This is a genomic window from Pedobacter rhizosphaerae (genome assembly GCF_900111155.1).
In the GTDB taxonomy this organism is placed as follows: Bacteria; Bacteroidota; Bacteroidia; order Sphingobacteriales; family Sphingobacteriaceae; genus Pedobacter; species Pedobacter rhizosphaerae.
Map to the genome: position 1 here is coordinate 142,576 of NZ_FOGG01000002.1, position 17,711 is coordinate 160,286.

The 17,711-nt window shown below is 39.7% G+C and carries 11 protein-coding genes; 5 read left to right on the forward strand and 6 right to left on the reverse strand.

Translation table 11 applies throughout. The features are described from left to right. The first annotated feature begins 39 nt into the window (after window positions 1-39). The 3 genes from BMX11_RS02215 (at window position 40) to BMX11_RS02225 (ending at window position 2,936) form a co-directional block, all read left to right on the forward strand. Entirely contained in the window at window positions 40-1,668 is a 1,629-nt protein-coding gene (locus BMX11_RS02215; RefSeq protein ID WP_090880738.1) for a sulfatase family protein, read from the forward strand. Window positions 1,669-1,936: 268 nt separating this feature from the next. After that, window positions 1,937-2,221, forward strand: coding sequence for a hypothetical protein (locus tag BMX11_RS02220; protein WP_139180113.1), 285 nt, complete (start codon window positions 1,937-1,939; stop codon window positions 2,219-2,221). A 97-nt stretch (window positions 2,222-2,318) separates the two neighbouring features. Further along, window positions 2,319-2,936 carry a Crp/Fnr family transcriptional regulator gene (locus BMX11_RS02225; RefSeq protein WP_090880744.1) on the forward strand — a complete coding sequence of 206 codons (618 nt, stop codon included), beginning with the start codon at window positions 2,319-2,321 and terminating at the stop codon, window positions 2,934-2,936. A 390-nt stretch (window positions 2,937-3,326) separates the two neighbouring features. On the opposite strand, the gene BMX11_RS02230 is transcribed toward BMX11_RS02225, so the two are convergent. The 6 genes from BMX11_RS02230 to BMX11_RS02255 form a co-directional block, all read right to left on the reverse strand. Then, window positions 3,327-4,142: an endonuclease/exonuclease/phosphatase family protein gene (locus BMX11_RS02230; RefSeq protein WP_090880747.1), complete on the reverse strand. Its 816-nt coding sequence runs from the start codon at window positions 4,140-4,142 to the stop codon at window positions 3,327-3,329. Window positions 4,143-4,380: 238 nt separating this feature from the next. Beyond that, a complete protein-coding gene (locus BMX11_RS02235; protein ID WP_090880750.1) occupies window positions 4,381-5,382 on the reverse strand; it encodes a metallophosphoesterase in 1,002 nt (333 codons plus the stop codon). Window positions 5,383-5,386: 4 nt separating this feature from the next. Continuing rightward, window positions 5,387-6,904 carry a RagB/SusD family nutrient uptake outer membrane protein gene (locus BMX11_RS02240; RefSeq protein WP_090880752.1) on the reverse strand — a complete coding sequence of 506 codons (1,518 nt, stop codon included), beginning with the start codon at window positions 6,902-6,904 and terminating at the stop codon, window positions 5,387-5,389. Window positions 6,905-6,922: 18 nt separating this feature from the next. Then, window positions 6,923-9,913 carry a SusC/RagA family TonB-linked outer membrane protein gene (locus BMX11_RS02245; RefSeq protein WP_090880755.1) on the reverse strand — a complete coding sequence of 997 codons (2,991 nt, stop codon included), beginning with the start codon at window positions 9,911-9,913 and terminating at the stop codon, window positions 6,923-6,925. Window positions 9,914-9,937: 24 nt separating this feature from the next. Next, complete coding sequence (locus BMX11_RS02250) at window positions 9,938-10,969, reverse strand: FecR family protein (RefSeq protein ID WP_139180114.1); 1,032 nt, start codon at window positions 10,967-10,969, stop codon at window positions 9,938-9,940. Window positions 10,970-11,046: 77 nt separating this feature from the next. Continuing rightward, window positions 11,047-11,538 (reverse strand): RNA polymerase sigma factor, encoded by a 492-nt coding sequence (locus tag BMX11_RS02255; RefSeq protein ID WP_245738557.1) that lies wholly within the window; start codon window positions 11,536-11,538, stop codon window positions 11,047-11,049. Window positions 11,539-12,572: 1,034 nt separating this feature from the next. On the opposite strand from BMX11_RS02255, the gene BMX11_RS02260 reads away from it, so the two are divergent. Then, window positions 12,573-15,881: a SusC/RagA family TonB-linked outer membrane protein gene (locus tag BMX11_RS02260; RefSeq protein WP_245738558.1), complete on the forward strand. Its 3,309-nt coding sequence runs from the start codon at window positions 12,573-12,575 to the stop codon at window positions 15,879-15,881. Between the two features lie 27 nt (window positions 15,882-15,908). After that, window positions 15,909-17,687, forward strand: a complete 1,779-nt coding sequence (locus BMX11_RS02265; RefSeq protein WP_090880767.1) for a RagB/SusD family nutrient uptake outer membrane protein — start codon at window positions 15,909-15,911, stop codon at window positions 17,685-17,687. Window positions 17,688-17,711: the final 24 nt, after the last annotated feature.

Genomic DNA, 17,711 nt, shown 5'->3' on the forward strand with positions numbered 1-17,711 from the left:
CTTTAAGGTAACTCATACAAACCTAAGATATGTATATAAATGCTTGAAAAACTTTATGCCTCAAAATCAATAGCTAATAAATATTTTGACGTTGCCCCAAACTGCGTAAAATATAAACCATTGCTAAATTTGAGATTAATTTCTCTATTAGTTTTTAGCTTAACACATGTTATTTTTAATAAAGGAATTGCTCAAGAAACCACACCTTCAAAACCCAACATAGTGATCATCATCTCTGATGATCATGCTTTTCAAGCTATAGGCGCTTACGGCAACAAACTGATACCAACTCCGAATATTGATAGGCTGGCCAATGAGGGGGTAAGGTTTGATCGGGCTTATGTTACCAATTCGATTTGCGGCCCAAGCCGAGCCGTTATACTTACCGGAAAATACAGTCACGTAAATGGCTTTAAAGACAATGTAACCTCTACTTTTGACCATAATCAGGATAATTTTGCCAAACACCTTCAGGCAGATGGTTACCAGACTGCCTGGATAGGAAAGTTACACCTCAATGGAAGCCTGCAGGGATTTTCCTTTTATAATGTATTGCCCAGTCAAGGACAATATTATAACCCGGAATTTATCGGAATGGACGGGAAATCAATCAAGAAAGAGGGCTATGTAACCAATGTAATTGAAGACATTTCAGAACAGTGGCTGGATAACAGAGATACATCCAAGCCCTTTTGCTTAGTTATCGGACATAAAGCAACACACAGGACATGGCTTCCTGATACAGCTGATATGGGCAGGTATGATGGTATAAACTTTCCTTTACCTGACAACTTTTATGATGATTATAACAATCGGAAAGCCGCCACTGTACAAGATATAAGCATTGATAAAACTATGGTAATGGCTTACGATCTTAAAATGCTTTCATTTGGTAATAAAGATCAAGGGTCGATAGATCGGATGAACCCTGCGCAAAGAGCAAAATTTGATGCTTATTACGGCCCTATAGAAGCAGATCTAAAATCAAGAAACCTCTCCGGCAAAGCGTTGGTGGAATGGAAATATCAACGATATATGAAGGATTACTACAATACAGCAGCCTCATTAGACAGGAATATCGGTAGGAAACTTGATTATCTGGACCAGCACAATTTGAGTCGAAATACCATCGTTATTTATATGTCTGACCAAGGATTTTACCTAGGGGAACACGGTTGGTTTGATAAAAGATTTATGTATGAAGAATCTTTTAGAACGCCTATGCTTATGCGTTATCCCGGTGTGTTAAAGGCTGGAATACAATCTAAAGAGCTGGTGATGAATTTAGATATTGCACCTACCCTGCTCGATGCTGCGAAATTGAAAGTGTCGTCAGATATGCAGGGAAAGTCTATGCTGCCTCTATTTAAAGAAAAGAAAGCCCGTGGTCGTGAGGCCATGTTTTATCACTATTATGAAAATGGCGAACATGCGGTTTCCCCTCATTTTGGGATAAGTACCAAAAGATATAAACTGATTCGTTTTTACAAGCGGGTAGATTCATGGGAGCTTTACGATCTTCAAAAAGACCCTACTGAGGAAAATAATATTTTCGGAAAAAAGGGCTATGAAAAAATAACCGTGCAACTTAAAATCAAGCTTAATCAACTCATTGCAGAATATAAGGATGAGGATGCCAGGAAAATATTAGCTGATGACCACAAGTAGGGGCGTTTTTAACAAATGAGGTTAATACTTCGTGTTTTACTACAAAGGGCACTAAGTGAGGGCGAAGAGCACACAAAGTAAGGAAATCACTGTTATGTTTGAACGGATTAGGCACTCTGCCCCGTAACTCACAGCACGCAACCCAATTAACCATATTCTTTCTAAATATGAGATTCCTTACCAGTGAATCTCATATTTATTTATTTTTGACGCTATGTTGTCTGACGTCAAGATTATTCGTTTTTTCGATAGCCCCAGCCTAGCTATTATGGAACTTAAGCATACTGGATTTCCAGATACTACACCAGCTCCCCAAATCCTTCAGTGGTTCCTTTTCGATAAGAAGAGCGATTGTTTTTCTCAGATAGAATTACGATCTGTTGATTCATCCGGAGAGGTAGAGGAACGTTTTTTTGATCAGGGTTTTCTTAAATGCAATCACTCAGAAGCTACATTTATTGAGAAATTTAACTCTGCACAACACCGTCTCACCCTTCAAAATACTAGCGACCTTCCTTTTGAAATGCTCGTTAAGATAAAGGATCTTTTTTAAGAAGATAAGACAGACCATACCATTTGGCTGTCATTTGATACTTATATTATTTTTGTTACATTTATAATTATTATCTTAAACTAACTTCTGGCAAGGTATGGCGATCGCATTAAATGAACGCAAGTGGGGAGATTTTAATGGCTCATCTCCTTTAATAGCTGTATACAATAGTTTCCATCCGCTCACTCCGGAAATGGAAGCGCTAATTGATGCACATACCTTTCCCATCAGTTTTAGAAAAAACAGATATATTATCTCCCCAATAGATCGTAACCGGTATTTATACCTAATACTAAAAGGTGTTGTGAGGGGCTTTTACAAAGATGATGGCACTGAGATTACGACCTGGATATCCCGGGAGAATGAGATTGTGGGCACCATACGCAACCTTTGGACAAATGAAGAATCTGATGAATACCTCCAAGCCATAGAAGATGTAGATCTTATTGCCATTCCGCACGACCTCACCACTGCCCTTTACGAAAATTTCTATGAGGCTAATATTATTGGTCGTAAAATTATGGAATTGCATTACAAGGCTGCCTGTGATCGGGCATTGATTTGTCAACTACCCACTGTAAAAAGCCGTTATCGACACCTACTTACTGCTTTCCCGGGAATGGTAGACCGTGTACCGCTAAAATATATTGCTTCTTTTTTAGGCGTACGTATTGAAACGTTGAGCAGGGTTAGAACGAGTGAAAAGAATATTTAATACCCAGCGCAGGCACCTCATTTAACCGCAAAGGTTATAAAGAATTACACGAAGAACACAAAGTAAAGTTTGAATACATTAGACAAACAAGTCTTATAGAATCCAATTCGTTCCAAAAAACTCAATTAACCACTAAATGAACCAGATATTTCTAAAAAGAATGGAGAGATAAACCAGAATGTACTGCTTACACTCTACCAGCCAAGACATACAAAAACATCAGGCTGATTATGGTAAATTTATAGCAAAAGGAATTTACGCACTAAAAAGCCACAGAGAAAGTTAACGGTTAGAGATAACAACTACTTCTCTTTCTGTGTATTCCTTGTTTCCGTGGCAAATTAATTTTATCACAAAGAAAGTTTAAATTTCATTCTGTTTGGCTATTACCTATTTCCTCAACTCCAAAACTGCCAAAACCGGCAAATGATCTGATGCATATCTTTCAGGGATTACCTCATGGGAGATTACATTGAAAGGATTTCCAATTTTAAAACCAATGTGATCAATCGTCTTGCTTGGATTAATTACGGGAATCGTGAAGCCACAATCCTGACAGGTTCTGGTGAAGGCTGAATCGAATATTGAAATACTTTCGCTACCAGGTACAGCATTTAGATCACCTGCCACTACCAGAGGCAGAGTTTCATTCGCCGTTAATTTAACTATTTCTTTGGCTTGCATCATGCGATTCTCTTCTGCTCGTTGGGCATCAAGATGCGTAGATGCAAAACGGATGAATACGTTTTTAGCAATTTCTACAGTCGTAATAGCAAAAACCCTTTGTTCTGCCTTCGGATCAGCATTTTTAGGCAGTTTGTAGGTTTGTTGATCAGAAAGCGGAAACCTCGATAAGATGGCTACACCATAATCTCCACCATCATAATCAATGGCTTTACCAAAATAAAAGTTCATTTTTAGTTTTTGGGCCAGCCATACCGCCTGGTTAATATTTCCAGATCTTTTGGTATTAATATCGACTTCCTGAAGGGAAACCAAATCTGGTTTCTGCCTCGCAATCGCTTGTTCGATAGCATCCATATCAATTATGCCTTCCTTTTCCTTTGAAGGTGGGTTGCAATGATGAAGATTATAGGATAATACACGAAGTGTTTTAGTACCGGCAACTGAATTTTGCGGGTTAATTCTTGATGAGCAACCGGTGATCATTACCAAACCCAAAACAAAAAAAGAATATAATTTCATATGCTATAAAAAAAAACATAACCTTTCCGAAGTTACGGTAAACGCTTAACATTTTTACCATTCAGCATTTCTAACATCGTTTGAATTTCTTTATAATCGGGTAATTTAATCGCAGGCTTGTTCCAACAATTTTTACTAACCTTTTGAAGATTATTAAGAGCATCACACCAATTTCATATAAAAAACGAGATTATAGCCTCAACTATATCTCGTTTTTATACTAATTGCCAGAACCTAATTATTTTTTCAGTGTAGTTTCATAAATGATTTTTCCGGTATGGTTAATCATTTTAGCATTGAGGCGATCCTGATCTATAGAGAAATACATAAAACCATAATCTGCTGCTTCAAACTTGCTGTAAGCTATTCCTGCCGTAACTGGCGTTATTTCAGAACCTGATCCAGATATAAACTGTTGTGTATGCCCGCCTGTACTGAGGTGCTGCAAAGAATGATCGTGACCAGAAAGATAAACATCGACCTTGTTGCGTTCGAATATATCGGCAAGCGCCTTTCTTACCGCCAGCGTATCGTAGTTCTTTATTCGAGGCCCTACGGTATAAATGGGATGATGGCCCATAACCATTTTCCATTTTACATCTGGACCTGCATTTTTTAAAGTTTCATCCAGCCATTGCAGTTGCTTTTCTGGTTGCTGGTTATTAACAAAAGGAGCATATTGCTCACTGGCATGAAATTCGGGAATCAGAGGGCAGGTATCAATAAAAACCATCAGTACTTTTCCTTTACCCTTAATCGAGATTTCCTTTGAATAATATCTCGAGGGCATCTTCCATCTTCTACTGATTTTGCTATAGCGTACCTGCGACTCGGGATCAGAAATATAATCGTGGTTACCTAAAATCGGATACCAGTCCCATTGCAAGGCAAACTCCGTATAAATATTCTCATAAGAATAATGCCATAAGGGATCATGTTCACTTACCACGCCCTTAGGATAAAAATTATCGCCTAAGGAGATTATAAAGTCATTTGGATTTTCGGTGGCCCACTTCCCCATCTGGCGGGCAACAGGAATTTGGTGGTCGGCACCGTTACGTCCCCAATCGCCAATGGCCAAGAAATGAATGGGATAATCGTCTTTTAACTTACTTCGTTCTGATAAATCTTCACTTTCCAGCTGCGTTTCAGGAACATCAGCAATAGCCTGTAAAGGAGCCAGCATGCTGGCTCCTAATGCTGTAAGGGCTGTTCCCTTTACAAAATCTCTTCTCTTCATTAATCTAGTATCCCGTGTTTTGTTTTAAATTTTTATTGAGTACCAATTCTGTTGCCGGGATGGGAAAAATATCGCGGGATGCGCCTTCGCCACCATTTTTAAAGCCCCATTTCCCCTGGTATTTACCAAAGCGAATCAAGTCATTGCGTCTCCATCCTTCCCAGGCCAATTCTCTACCCCGCTCCTCTAAAATTTGATCCAGGGTTAGAGTAGTTACTTCAGGAGCCTTTGCCCTAAGCCTAACTTTGTTAAACCATTTCAGGGCTTCTGTTAATGAACCTCCAGTTCTTAAAAGTGCTTCTGCTTTTAACAGATAAACATCTGCTAACCTGAAAATTGGCATATCATTGTTCTGGAATCGGGTACTGCTATTGGTATTGGGATCTGGATAGAATTTAATGGAACGAATACCTCTTGATACACCATTTACTTCCGGCCCCACATCCATCGTTTCCTGATTGGTAAGTACAATGTCTGCTGTAAAATCTAACTGTCCTGAACCATTCATAATTGGCGTTGTTCCATCATTTAAAAATTGTTTTCCTACTAACCAATTCGCATTGCGTACATCATTTGTAAGGTTAAACAGTGTATGAAATTCTTTTAATGTACATTGCGCATTACTCGGACTAAAAGGCAAATTGTATTTTGCGCGAAGTGCGCTGTGCAAGGTAAACCTGGTCATGGCATTTCCTCCCGAATAGTTAGCATCGTAAATGGCGGCAAAAATAGTTTCGGTATTGGCTCCATTATTTACTGCAAAAAGCGTGTTATAATCACTTACCAAAGCCATAGAACTATTTATGATCTTATCCGCATAAACATTGGCTTCAACATACATCGCTTTTCCAATATATTGCTCTGCGTTCATGTACAGTTTCTGAAGCATCGCATAAGCCATCCATTTGGTTGGTCGGCCATAAAATTCTGCAGTTACCGTTGCAGGTGCAGAAAGCCCTTCGGATACGGCTAAGAGTTCCTTTTCGATGTAACTGAACACTTCTGCGCGTGTAGATTGCTTAGGGCTTTCTGCCGTACCAAAACTGGTAATGGGCACATTACCAAACATATCCATCACATATAAATAGTATAATGCACGCATGGTACGGATTTCATTTAAGAATTGGGTTTTGGTTGGGCTATCGACCGATTTTTCTAAAATATTGAGTACCCGGTTACAATCGCTTATTCCAGCATAGCCCCATTGCCATGCGCTTAAGATAATCGGGTGATCCGGAGCCCAATTGTGTTTATGTAAGGTTTGATATCTTCCCTGATCGTAATATCCGCCATTGCGTGCAGTGATAATCACTTCATCGCTGGTTAGCTCGTACATACGCCAGATATCTACACCGAAGCCAGCATTAAATTTTTGATAAACCGTTCCGGTTGCTGCTACGAATGCATCAGGTGTTATTGGAAAATTTCCATTGGTTAATTGTGATTCAACATCAACATCTAATTTGGTGCAGGCGCCTAATGATAAGGTAGCTAAAAAAGCTGCTGCTATATATTTTTTCATTTGCGTTTTAATTTGAGGTTAAAGATTAAAGTTCAGTCCGAAAATTGCCGAGCGGGTTTTAGGATAAAAGTTACGGTAATCGATACCCGGTGTTTGTCCAGCCATATTAATTTCCGGATCTACTCCCTTATATTTAGTAATGATGAATAGGTTGTTGCCTGAAGCATATACACGAAGCGTTTTGGTTCCTTTAATCTTAAAGGTGTAACCCAATGTTGCATTATCTAAGCGCAGGTAAGAACCACTTTCCAAATAGCGATCAGATACAAACTGTGCCTTATCATCATTAATCGATTCGGTAAGTGTTTGCGCTGCTATATTGGTCTGAAATGCATAAATAGGTGCATTCATATCTGCAATGGTAGCATTGAGAATTTTATTTCCATATACACCACGGATAAAGAAGTTGAAATCAAATTGCTTATACCTAAACGTGTTGTTCCAGCCATACAACAATTTCGGCTGTGCCGAACCGGTTACCGTAAAATGTTCAAAGCCGGTGTTGGCTGTAGAAGCCACCCCATTTTTATCGTAGAAAGTCGATTTTCCATTAGCATCTTTTCCGGCATATCTCAAGGTGTAGAAAGTTCCCAAAGGCAAACCTTCTTTAATTACCTGGTAACCCAATGCACCTGATTGTCCCCTACCGCCAACATTAGCCGTATAAAATTCGTTGGCCTGGAATAAATCATTTGAAATTGAAGTAATCTCGTTTTTGTTATGGGATAAGTTAATCGCTGTATTCCAGCTAAAATTATTTGTTTTTACTGGTGTGGTATTTAAGCTTAACTCAATCCCTTTATTGGTCATTTCGCCCACATTGGCCGTTAGTACATTAAAAGGGTATTGGGTAGTAGACACCTGATAAGGGGCAATTAAATCGGTTGTTTTCTTATTATAAAAATCTAATGTACCTGATAACTTATTTTTAAATAAGCTAAAATCTAAACCAATGTTTACCGTTGCGGTACGCTCCCATTTCAAGTTTGGATTATCATTTTGAATCGGACCAATTGCCGTTAACCATTTGCCATTGGAGTAAAAGTATGAGCCACTTTGTGCTCCATACACTAATCTGGCTGTGTAAGCATCAAAACCTACAGAGTTTCCTGAAACGCCATAGCCCGCACGTAATTTCAAATTGTCTACAAAACTCACATTGCTCATAAAACTTTCACGATCAATATTCCATCCTGCAGATACTGAAGGGAACATTCCCCATCTGTTATTTACACCAAATGCAGATGAACCATCTCTACGAATGGTAGCTTGCAACAGGTATTTTCCTTTGTAATCATAAATTGCTCTTCCGTAAAAAGAGATTAACCTTAAAGTAGAGATATAGATGCTACCGTAATTCACTACTGTTGATCCGTTACCATTACTTAACCCGATATTGTTCCACAAAAGATCATCAGACACGAAATTTTGTCCCGAGGTTTGGAAACCATCGCCATTGCGATTCTCTTGCCACGAATAACCGGCAAGAAGCTTTAGGCCGTGATCACCAAAGTTCTTATCATAATTAAAATATCCTTCAAATACCTTTTGCGTATTTTTAATCGATGAGCGCTCAGCATAACCGTTAAAGCCCTGTTTGAGCATCGAATACCTGTTATTGTATAAGTTCTCATTAATTTGTTCGCTCTGCATAGAAACCATGGCATTGAAATCTAATCCATTAAGGATATTAACCTTGGCCGAGCCATTAATTAAATACAAATTGGTTTTACCCTGATAGGTATTGTTTTCGAGTAAAGCCACCGGATTATAATAACCACCTGTTCCAGTAGTTCTGGTCGGATCTTCATAGAAAGTACCATCAGCGTTGTAAACACCTACTGTTGGCAGGTAAGTAAACATATTATTATAAACCTGAGGTGCAATTCTATCATTTGTAGTATTGCTGTTGGTGAGGTTGATGTTCAATTTCAAGCGGTTATCAAATAAACGTTGCTCCATATTGGCCCGCGCAATAAAGCGTTCCAATCCGGAGGTTTTGATAATCCCCTGGTTATCCAGGTAATTTAAACTGGCTCCATAAGAGGAATTTTCGCCCCCACCATTAAAATTGAGGTTGTGGTTATGAGAAAAGCCTGTTCTGGTTACCTCATCCAACCAATTGGTATTACTTCCGTTATCACTTACTTTATCAAGCACTTTACCATTGTCTTTTAGGTATGTCCGCAATTGGTCGCCGGTAGCCATCTGGATACTGTTAGAAATACTTTCTGATGCAGCATAGGCACTGTAAGAAAGTTTTCCCAGACCTTTACCGGCATTTCGGGTAACAATCATAATTACACCATTGGCAGCTCTTGAACCATAGATTGCTGTTGATGAGGCATCTTTAAGCACTTCCATACTTACAATATCATCTGGTGCAACCAGATCTATTGAAGCACCGGGAACCCCGTCAATCACGTAGAAAGGTTCTTGTGCCCCCTCTCTAAAGCTTGATGGTCCTCTCAGGATTACTGCCGGCTTATCATTTGGATTTCCGCTGCGCGTGATGTTTAATCCGGCAACTTTCCCCTGTAATAGCTGACCTGGTGAACTAACCACGCCTCGGTTAAATTCATCTTGCTTAATAGAGGTTACAGATCCGGTTATTTGATTTCTTTTGCTCTTTCCGTAACCGATGGTTACTTCCTGAAGGGCATTTGACTGCTCTTTAAGCTTGATATTTAGCGCTACCTGTTGCCCTGCGGTTAACGTATAACCAGAGAGTGTATCGGCTTGGTAGCCAATAGAGGTAAAGATGAATCGGTACGGACCGCCCATGGCCAATCCATTAAAGCTGAACAAGCCTTTAGAGGAAGAGGTTGTAACGGCAGTTTTTCGGGTGTTTTCATTTTCAGCCTTAACGGTTACGCCAGGAAGGGGTTGTCCGGAGACATCCCTAACTAAGCCTTTCACAGGCGATTCCTGGGCAAAAACCGGGCTAACTGAGCATATTATGCCCAGGCATAATAAACTCTTCAGTAATTTTTGTTTTGTTGAGTGCATAATGTTCCTTTATATGTTTGGTTTCTATTGATTGCTTTTTTGGATGGTAAATTCTTGCTCCGATATTTTAATCAGCGTCATATTGTTAATCAGACAGATATCTGATAAAACCTGCCCGGCATCTTCTTTTTGTATATCTACCTGCCCGGTGTAAGTAATCTGTTTAATATCTTTTTCAGCTGCATTGATGCAAAGGCCATATGCTTCGTTTAACAAACCGATTACTTTTCGAAGTGGTATATTCTTCATTGTAATCAGACTTCCCTTACGGGATAAAAATGTACTTGGCAGCGTACCCCTTTCTGTTGCCTTGATGATTTTGCTGAGTTGCTGTGCCGAATCATATACCAATACGGTACCCACAGTAGAAATATAAGCAGGTGCCTTATTGGCATTTACCTGTGTAACCTTGATTTTTCCGGTGTGGAGTTTTACCCTAACGAAATGCTTTCGTGCTAATGTATTGATGGTAAATGAGGTTCCGAGTGCAGTTGTTTTTAAGCCGCCTGCGTATACACTAAAAGGTCTATTAGGGTTTTTCCTGACTTTAAACCTGGCTTTCCCATCAAGATATACGGTTCTTAACGGCCCTTTAAATTCAGTTTCGAATTTAATCTGTGATTTAGGATAAACCGTTGCCAGGGAAGAATCAGGAAGCCTAACCGTTTTAACAGTTTCGTGGTTATTCACCACTGTTTTCCAGATGGGCTTACTGTTGATGGTTTGACGAATTACAGGGTTACTGGCCTGAAGATGCTGTTGCTGCACTCTCTGTTTATTGGAACTGTAGGATAACCATAAAGCTGCTCCAACAAGCATCACAATTGATGCTGCAGACACATATTTAGCTAATTGTATGATTTTTAGCTTATGACTTTCCCGATTCCCTTCTATTTCGGTAATTCTCTTCAGAATATGCTGGTGCATCTCCTCCGATTTACCTTTTGGAAGTTCATTTTCAGACCGGAAGGCTTTCCAGTCTTCATCATTGAAATATTGATGTATAATTTGTTTCAGGTTTCCCAATCGGGAAAGCCTCCCTTTTTTAGGCTTCATATCAGTATTACGCACACCAATAACGCTACCCTTACGGCTTAACAATTATTTAATATTGAAAAAAATAAGTTTAGGCTTTAGAACAAAATATTGAACATATATTGCTTTAACCTGGAGAGTACTTTTCCGATGTGGCTTTCGACAGTTTTGGTAGATATGTCCATGATTTCTGCAATCTCTGCATAAGAAAGACCATTATTCCGGCTTAAATTGAATACCGTTTTTCTTATGGGTGGCATGGCGGCAATCTCTTGCTCAAACTGTTTCAACATATCCTTGCTCTCAATCATGTTCATCAGATTATCAGTAAAAGGATGTTGATCAGATTGTTGGTTATAGCGAAAGCGCGTAGCCTCCTTTCTAAGCTGATCGATCATGACCTGTCGAGCCATTCCAAAAAGCTGAATGTTTAATTCGAGGTTGTCAACCAGAGCTGTTCGCCGCTCCCACAACCGGATAAAGGTGAGCTGAACTACCTCTGAAGCAATGAAATCTGATTGTGTTTTGTAAAAAACAAAATCATAGATTGGCTTATGATAATTGAGATAGGCGTTATTGAAAACGGCCATATCTCCAGTTTTGATGCCATATATCATATCCTTCCCCATTGCGTGGGCAAAAATATCAGCTTTAACATCCTGCTAGTTTAAATTAACGTTATCAATACATGAATTTTTGTTAGGCTTTGATTGATGATTTCTCTTTACAAGGCAGGGGTACCGTATTAAGATGCTGAAACAAGTTCAGCAAGACGGGATTTTTAATGGGATTTATTATTAGATCTCTAATTATGCTCGTCACCCTGAACTTGTTTCAGGGCCTTACACTAAAGATGCTGAAATAAATTCAGCAGGACGATTATGAAGAAGTTCTCTTCTAAAATCCACTCCAAAATCCGTCACCCTGAACTTTTTTCAGGGCCTTACAACTAAAGGTGTTGAAATAAATTCAGCAGGACGATTGTGAAGAAAATCTCTTCTAAAATCAAATCCAAAATCCCGTCATCCTGAACTTGTTTCAGGGTCTTACACTAAAGATGCTGAAATAAATTCAGCAGGACGATTATGAAGAAGTTCTCTTCTAAAATAAAATTCAAAATCCTTCACCCTGAACTTGTTTCAGGGGCTTATACTAAAGATGCTGAAATAAATTCAGCAGGACGGTTGTGAAGAAAATCTCTTCTAAAATCCACTCCAAAATCCCGTCACCCTGAACTTGTTTCAGGGTCTTACACTAAAGGTGCTGAAATAAATTCAGCAGGACGATATGAAGAAAATCTCTTCTAAAATCAAATCCAAAATCCGTCACACTGAACTTTTTTCAGGGGCTTATACTAAAGATGCTGAAATAAATTCAGCAGGACGGTTGTGAAGAAAATCTCTTCTAAAATCCACTCCAAAATCCCGTCACCCTGAACTTGTTTCAGGGTCTTACACTAAAGATGCTGAAATAAATTCAGCAGGACGGTTACCGAGAATCGCCTTAGAGATTAAATTATATTAACGCAGGGTTTATATGGGGCCAGTAGTTTTGCGGCACCTAAGGGTTTAGGACAAATAAACTAAATCGGTTTACGAACCGAGAAAAACTAATTAATTAACAAATGAAAAAACCACTACTGCTCATGCAGAAAGTTGTACTTTGCTCGTCATTGGCTTGCTTTCTGACAAGTGCAATTACGGCTCCTGTTATGGCGGCCGAGAATTTAAAAGGCAACTTTGCTACATCAAATCAGCAAGAGTCTGGAACCATCAGCGGTAAAATTGTTGATGAAAAGGGAGAACCCCTTCCCGGAGCCAGCGTTTTAATTAAAGAACTCAATAAAGTTGTTCAAAGCGACCTCAATGGTAGCTTCAGTGTAAACGTACCTACCGGCACTTATAATCTGGTGGTAAGGTTTATATCTTACACCACAGTTACCTTCGATAAAGTTGTGGTTAAGGCCAAAGAAAACACGTCGTTAAACATTACCTTAAAAGGTGAAACAGGCACACTTAATGAGGTTTTGGTTGTGGGTTACGGTACTCAAAAAAGAGAAAATGCCACTGGTGCAGTAGACCAGATTACTTCTAAAAGCCTCGAAAACAGACCTATTACCAATCTTACCCAAGGTCTTCAGGGTTTACTACCTAACTTAAACCTTAAAATGCTAGACGGTAAGCCCACGCAATCGCCAAAGTACAACATCAGGGGTACAACTTCCATTGGCCAGGGTGGTAACGCCTTAATCCTCATTGATGGATTTGAAGGTGATCCAAGCTTACTTAATCCTAACGATATAGAAACAGTTTCTATTTTAAAAGATGCCGCTTCTGCAGCTATTTACGGTGCCAGAGGAGTATTTGGTGTAGTATTAATTACAACAAAAAAGGCAGAGAAAGGACGTACAAGCATTAATTATTCTACCAACTATGCGCTAAAGAGCCCTTTACAAGTTCCGGAGTTTGTAACAGACGGTTATACCTGGGCTAAAATGTTCGCCGAAGCTTTCGTTAACGGTGACGGGGCTTTTCCTCAAAATGCTAACAAAACACAAAAGTTTTCTCAAGCCTACTTAGATGAATTTAAGAGAAGATCCGAGTCAGGACAACCTTATAACCAAATCGAAGTAAACCCAACAACTGGTGAGTATACCTATTACGGTAGCACCGACTATTACGCAGAACTTTATAAGAAAAACACCGCAGCATTTGAAAATAACCTTTCGGTAAGCGGGGGTAGTGATAAAGCTTCTTATCTGGTATCGGGTAGATTCTTAAAGCAGGATGGCTTATTCCGTTATAACAGTGACGATTACGAAATGAAAAACATTCGTGCTAGAGGAACTATCCAGGTATTTCCCTGGTTGAGTATTGATAACAATGCCGATTACTCAGTAATGAATTACCACAACCCTATTAACGTTGGTGAAGGAGGCGGAATCTGGAGAAATATTGCCGATGAAGGTAAACCAACAATGCCTATTTTTAACCCGGATGGTTCTCTCACCTTTGCGGCGGCTTATACCGTTGGTGATTTTATTTATGGTAAAAATGGTATTGATACCCGCCGGGAAGTTTTCCGCAATATTACCGGATTGAGAAGTAATTTCTTCAACAATAAACTGAGGGTAAATGCCGACTTTACATTTAGAAACACCAATGAAGATAAAGATCAGAAAAGAGTTCAGGTACCTTATAGCAATACAAAAGGCGTTATTTCTTATGTAGGAACAACAACCAACGACTTGCTATTCGATCAGCGTGAAACCAATTACCTGGCCACCAACATTTATGCGGAGTTTGAAGAGCGCTTTGGTAGCGATCATTACCTGAAAGCAATGGTGGGTTATAACTATGAGCAATCTACTTACAACCGGGTAGCCGTTCAACGTAACGGTATCATTTTCGAGGATGCAACAGACCTTAACCTGGCCCAGGGCCAATCGATTACAACCGGTGGAGGCTATGAGCAATGGGCCATATTAGGTGGTTTTTCCAGATTGAACTATTCCTTCAAAGACAGATACCTATTGGAGATTAATGCCCGCTATGATGGATCTTCCAAATTCCCTTCCAACCAACGTTACGGTTTTTTCCCTTCCGTTTCTGCCGGCTGGAAAGTAACCAAGGAACCATTTTGGAAAGTGTCTGACAAAATCATCTCAGATTTGAAAATAAGGGGCTCATATGGTTCTCTGGGCAACGGAAATATCAACTCTTATGAGTTTCAGGAAATCTTCAATATTTCTCAATCCAATATTATTTTAAACGGTGTTAAGCCTCAAACCACGAGAATACCTCTGGTATTACCCGATGGATTAACCTGGGAAACTTCGACTACTACCAACTTAGGTTTGGACCTGACCATGTTCTCGGGCCGTTTATCTTTTACAGGCGATGCCTATATCCGTAAAACCACAGATATGTTCACCTTAGGGCTTACTCCACCAGCTATTTTTGGTGCTACCCCACCAAAAGGAAATTATGCCAATTTAACTACCCGCGGTTGGGAAGCTTCTGTGAGCTGGAATGATAGAATTGGTAAGGGAGACAAACCTTTACGATATAATGTACGGTTAACCTTGGCAGATAATAAAACGAAAATAGATAAATACAATAACCCTGATAAAGTGCTGACTGATTACTACGAGGGGCAAACTTTAGGAGAAATTTGGGGCTACGAAACCGAAGGTTTCTTTATTGATGATGCTGATATTGCGGCTCATGCCAAACAAGATCCGCAAATGCGGGCTTCTCCTAGTGGCAAATGGTTTCCTGGCGATATTAAGTTAAGAGATCTAAACGGAGATGGGTTAATTAACGTTGGCGAAAACAAAGTGGGCAAATCGGGCGATAGAAGAATTATCGGAAATTCTGCTCCAAGGTATATGTATGGTATTAATTTGGGTGCAGATTGGCACAATGTTTTTTTCTCAGTATTTTTTCAGGGTGTAGGAAAGCAGCAATGGTATCCAAGCACAGAAACTGAGATGTTTTGGGGTCAATACAACAGACCTTACAACAACATTCCTACTTTCCATTTAGGCAACATGTGGACACCTCAAAATACTGATGCTTACTTTCCAAGAACCATGTCGAGGGCAGCATCTAATAATACCAACCGTACTTTGGGGGTTGCACAAACACGCTATTTGCAAAACGTAGCCTACATCAGAATGAAAAACATTCAGGTTGGTTATACCTTACCAGACAAATGGGTACATCGTATTGGTGGACGAAGCGCCAAAGTTTTTTTCTCAGGAGAAAATTTATTCAGCTACTCACCTATGTATAAAGTTGTGAAAAACACCATTGATGTTGAAAATGCTGTTCCTTCTGATCAGGATTTGAATCCAAATAGTACAAATGGCGATGGGTATAACTATCCTTTGATGAAAAGCTTTTCACTGGGATTAAACATCGGATTTTAATCCATTAATAATTAAGAATAACATAAGATGAAAAAACAATATATACTGATGCTATTGGGTTGCTTAGGTTTTGCTGCCTGTAAAAAATTAGATCAGCAACCACAATCTTCAGCATCTAAACAAGCTATTTTTGGCACCGAAAATGGGTTAAAACTCTATACAAACTCCTTTTACAGTATGGATTTTCTCCCTAGAAATTCTACGAGCCAGGATGCCATGTCTGATTATCTTGCGGTAAGGGCTGTGCAAGACTTTATCCGTGAGGGTGGCTTTGGAGCCAATAACAGTTCTGGCTGGGACTGGAGAGACTTAAGGAACATCAACTATTTTATTGTCAACTGTAATGATCAGGCGGTTCCGGCAGCAGTAAGAAACAACTATTTAGGTATAGCACGTTATTTCAGAGCTTATTTTTACATGGAAAAAGTTAAGCGCTTTGGAGATGTTCCCTGGATAGGTAAACCACTTGATATTGATGATCCTGCCTTAAATGCGAGAAGGGATAAACGTGCTTTGGTAATGGATTCGGTTTTGGCAGATCTTAATTTTGCCTGTGCCAATATTCAGGCTACCAATGATCCTAGCCGTACAACCATCACCAAATGGGTAGCTTATGCTTTAAAATCGAGGATCTGCCTTTTCGAAGGTACTTTCAGAAAATACCACACTTATCTGAACCTGGCTTCAACGGCAAATAAATGGTTAGAGGAATCGGCTTCAGCGGCAGATGAAATTATGAAAAAGGGAGGTTATTCTCTTAATACAAGTGGTGGCCCTGGTTCATCATACCGTCAGGTGTTTACCAGCAACACTCCTGTGGCTTCAGAAGTTTTACAAGCAGCTGTATCTGATGTTAATTTAGGGGTATTAAATGAAGCTAACTGGTGGTGGACGAGTGGCACTTACGGTGCAAAAGCTAGCTTTACCCGTACTTTTATCAACACTTATCTGAAACTTGACGGGACACCTTTCACCAATGATCCGGCTTATCCAACCATGCTGTTTAAAGATGAGGTTAAAAATCGTGATCTCCGGTTAAAACAAACCATCCGTTTGGGCGATTACAAGCGTATCAGCAATGGTCAGCAGATTCCTGCACCACCAGTTTTCTCTTACACTTTTACGGGTTATCAGCCCATTAAATGGACGCTTGATGATATTTATTTTGATGCCGGCGCCTTAAATACCAATGCTATTGCTTTATATCGTTATGCGGAAGTATTGCTTAACTATGCAGAAGCAAAGGCAGAACTGGGAACTTTAACGGATGCTGATTGGGCTTTAACTATTGGGGCGCTAAGATCTAGAGCAGGTATTACCGGCGGATTGACCACCAAGCCTACAATTGTAGACAGCTATTTGGTCACCAACTACTTTCCAGGAATTTCTGATGCTACCCTATTGGAAATCAGAAGAGAAAGAGGCATTGAGCTCAGTCTGGAGGGTTTACGTTTCCCTGATTTATTGAGATGGAAAAGAGGCCCCTTGATGGAGCAGGAATGGAATGGCTTCTATGTGCCAGCATTAAATACACCAATGGATTTAAATGAAGATGGTATCCTGGATGTGGCTTTCTATCAAGGTACGCGTCCAAACCCAGGTGTGAGCGGTGTAACTTATGTAGATGTTTCAGCAACTGTTGGAAACGCTGTAAACTCTCAATTACTGAAAAACGGATCATCGGGCGAATTGACCTGGATGAAGGAAATACCAAGAAAGTGGAACGAAAGGAACTATTACTATCCTATTCCCCTAAGTGATCTTCAACGCAATCCGAATTTAAAGCAAAATCAAGGCTGGGAATAATACTTCCCTGATTGATCACAATTA

What these genes read in the sequence shown, in the direction of transcription:
- BMX11_RS02215 (WP_090880738.1), top strand. Translation starts at nt 40, where the DNA reads ATGCTTGAAAAACTTTATGCCTCAAAATCAATAGCTAATAAATATTTT.
- BMX11_RS02220 (WP_139180113.1), top strand. Translation starts at nt 1,937, where the DNA reads ATGGAACTTAAGCATACTGGATTTCCAGATACTACACCAGCTCCCCAA.
- BMX11_RS02225 (WP_090880744.1), top strand. Translation starts at nt 2,319, where the DNA reads ATGGCGATCGCATTAAATGAACGCAAGTGGGGAGATTTTAATGGCTCA.
- BMX11_RS02230 (WP_090880747.1), bottom strand. Translation starts at nt 4,142, where the DNA reads ATGAAATTATATTCTTTTTTTGTTTTGGGTTTGGTAATGATCACCGGT.
- BMX11_RS02235 (WP_090880750.1), bottom strand. Translation starts at nt 5,382, where the DNA reads ATGAAGAGAAGAGATTTTGTAAAGGGAACAGCCCTTACAGCATTAGGA.
- BMX11_RS02240 (WP_090880752.1), bottom strand. Translation starts at nt 6,904, where the DNA reads ATGAAAAAATATATAGCAGCAGCTTTTTTAGCTACCTTATCATTAGGC.
- BMX11_RS02245 (WP_090880755.1), bottom strand. Translation starts at nt 9,913, where the DNA reads ATGCACTCAACAAAACAAAAATTACTGAAGAGTTTATTATGCCTGGGC.
- BMX11_RS02250 (WP_139180114.1), bottom strand. Translation starts at nt 10,969, where the DNA reads ATGAAGCCTAAAAAAGGGAGGCTTTCCCGATTGGGAAACCTGAAACAA.
- BMX11_RS02255 (WP_245738557.1), bottom strand. Translation starts at nt 11,538, where the DNA reads ATGGCCGTTTTCAATAACGCCTATCTCAATTATCATAAGCCAATCTAT.
- BMX11_RS02260 (WP_245738558.1), top strand. Translation starts at nt 12,573, where the DNA reads ATGAAAAAACCACTACTGCTCATGCAGAAAGTTGTACTTTGCTCGTCA.
- BMX11_RS02265 (WP_090880767.1), top strand. Translation starts at nt 15,909, where the DNA reads ATGAAAAAACAATATATACTGATGCTATTGGGTTGCTTAGGTTTTGCT.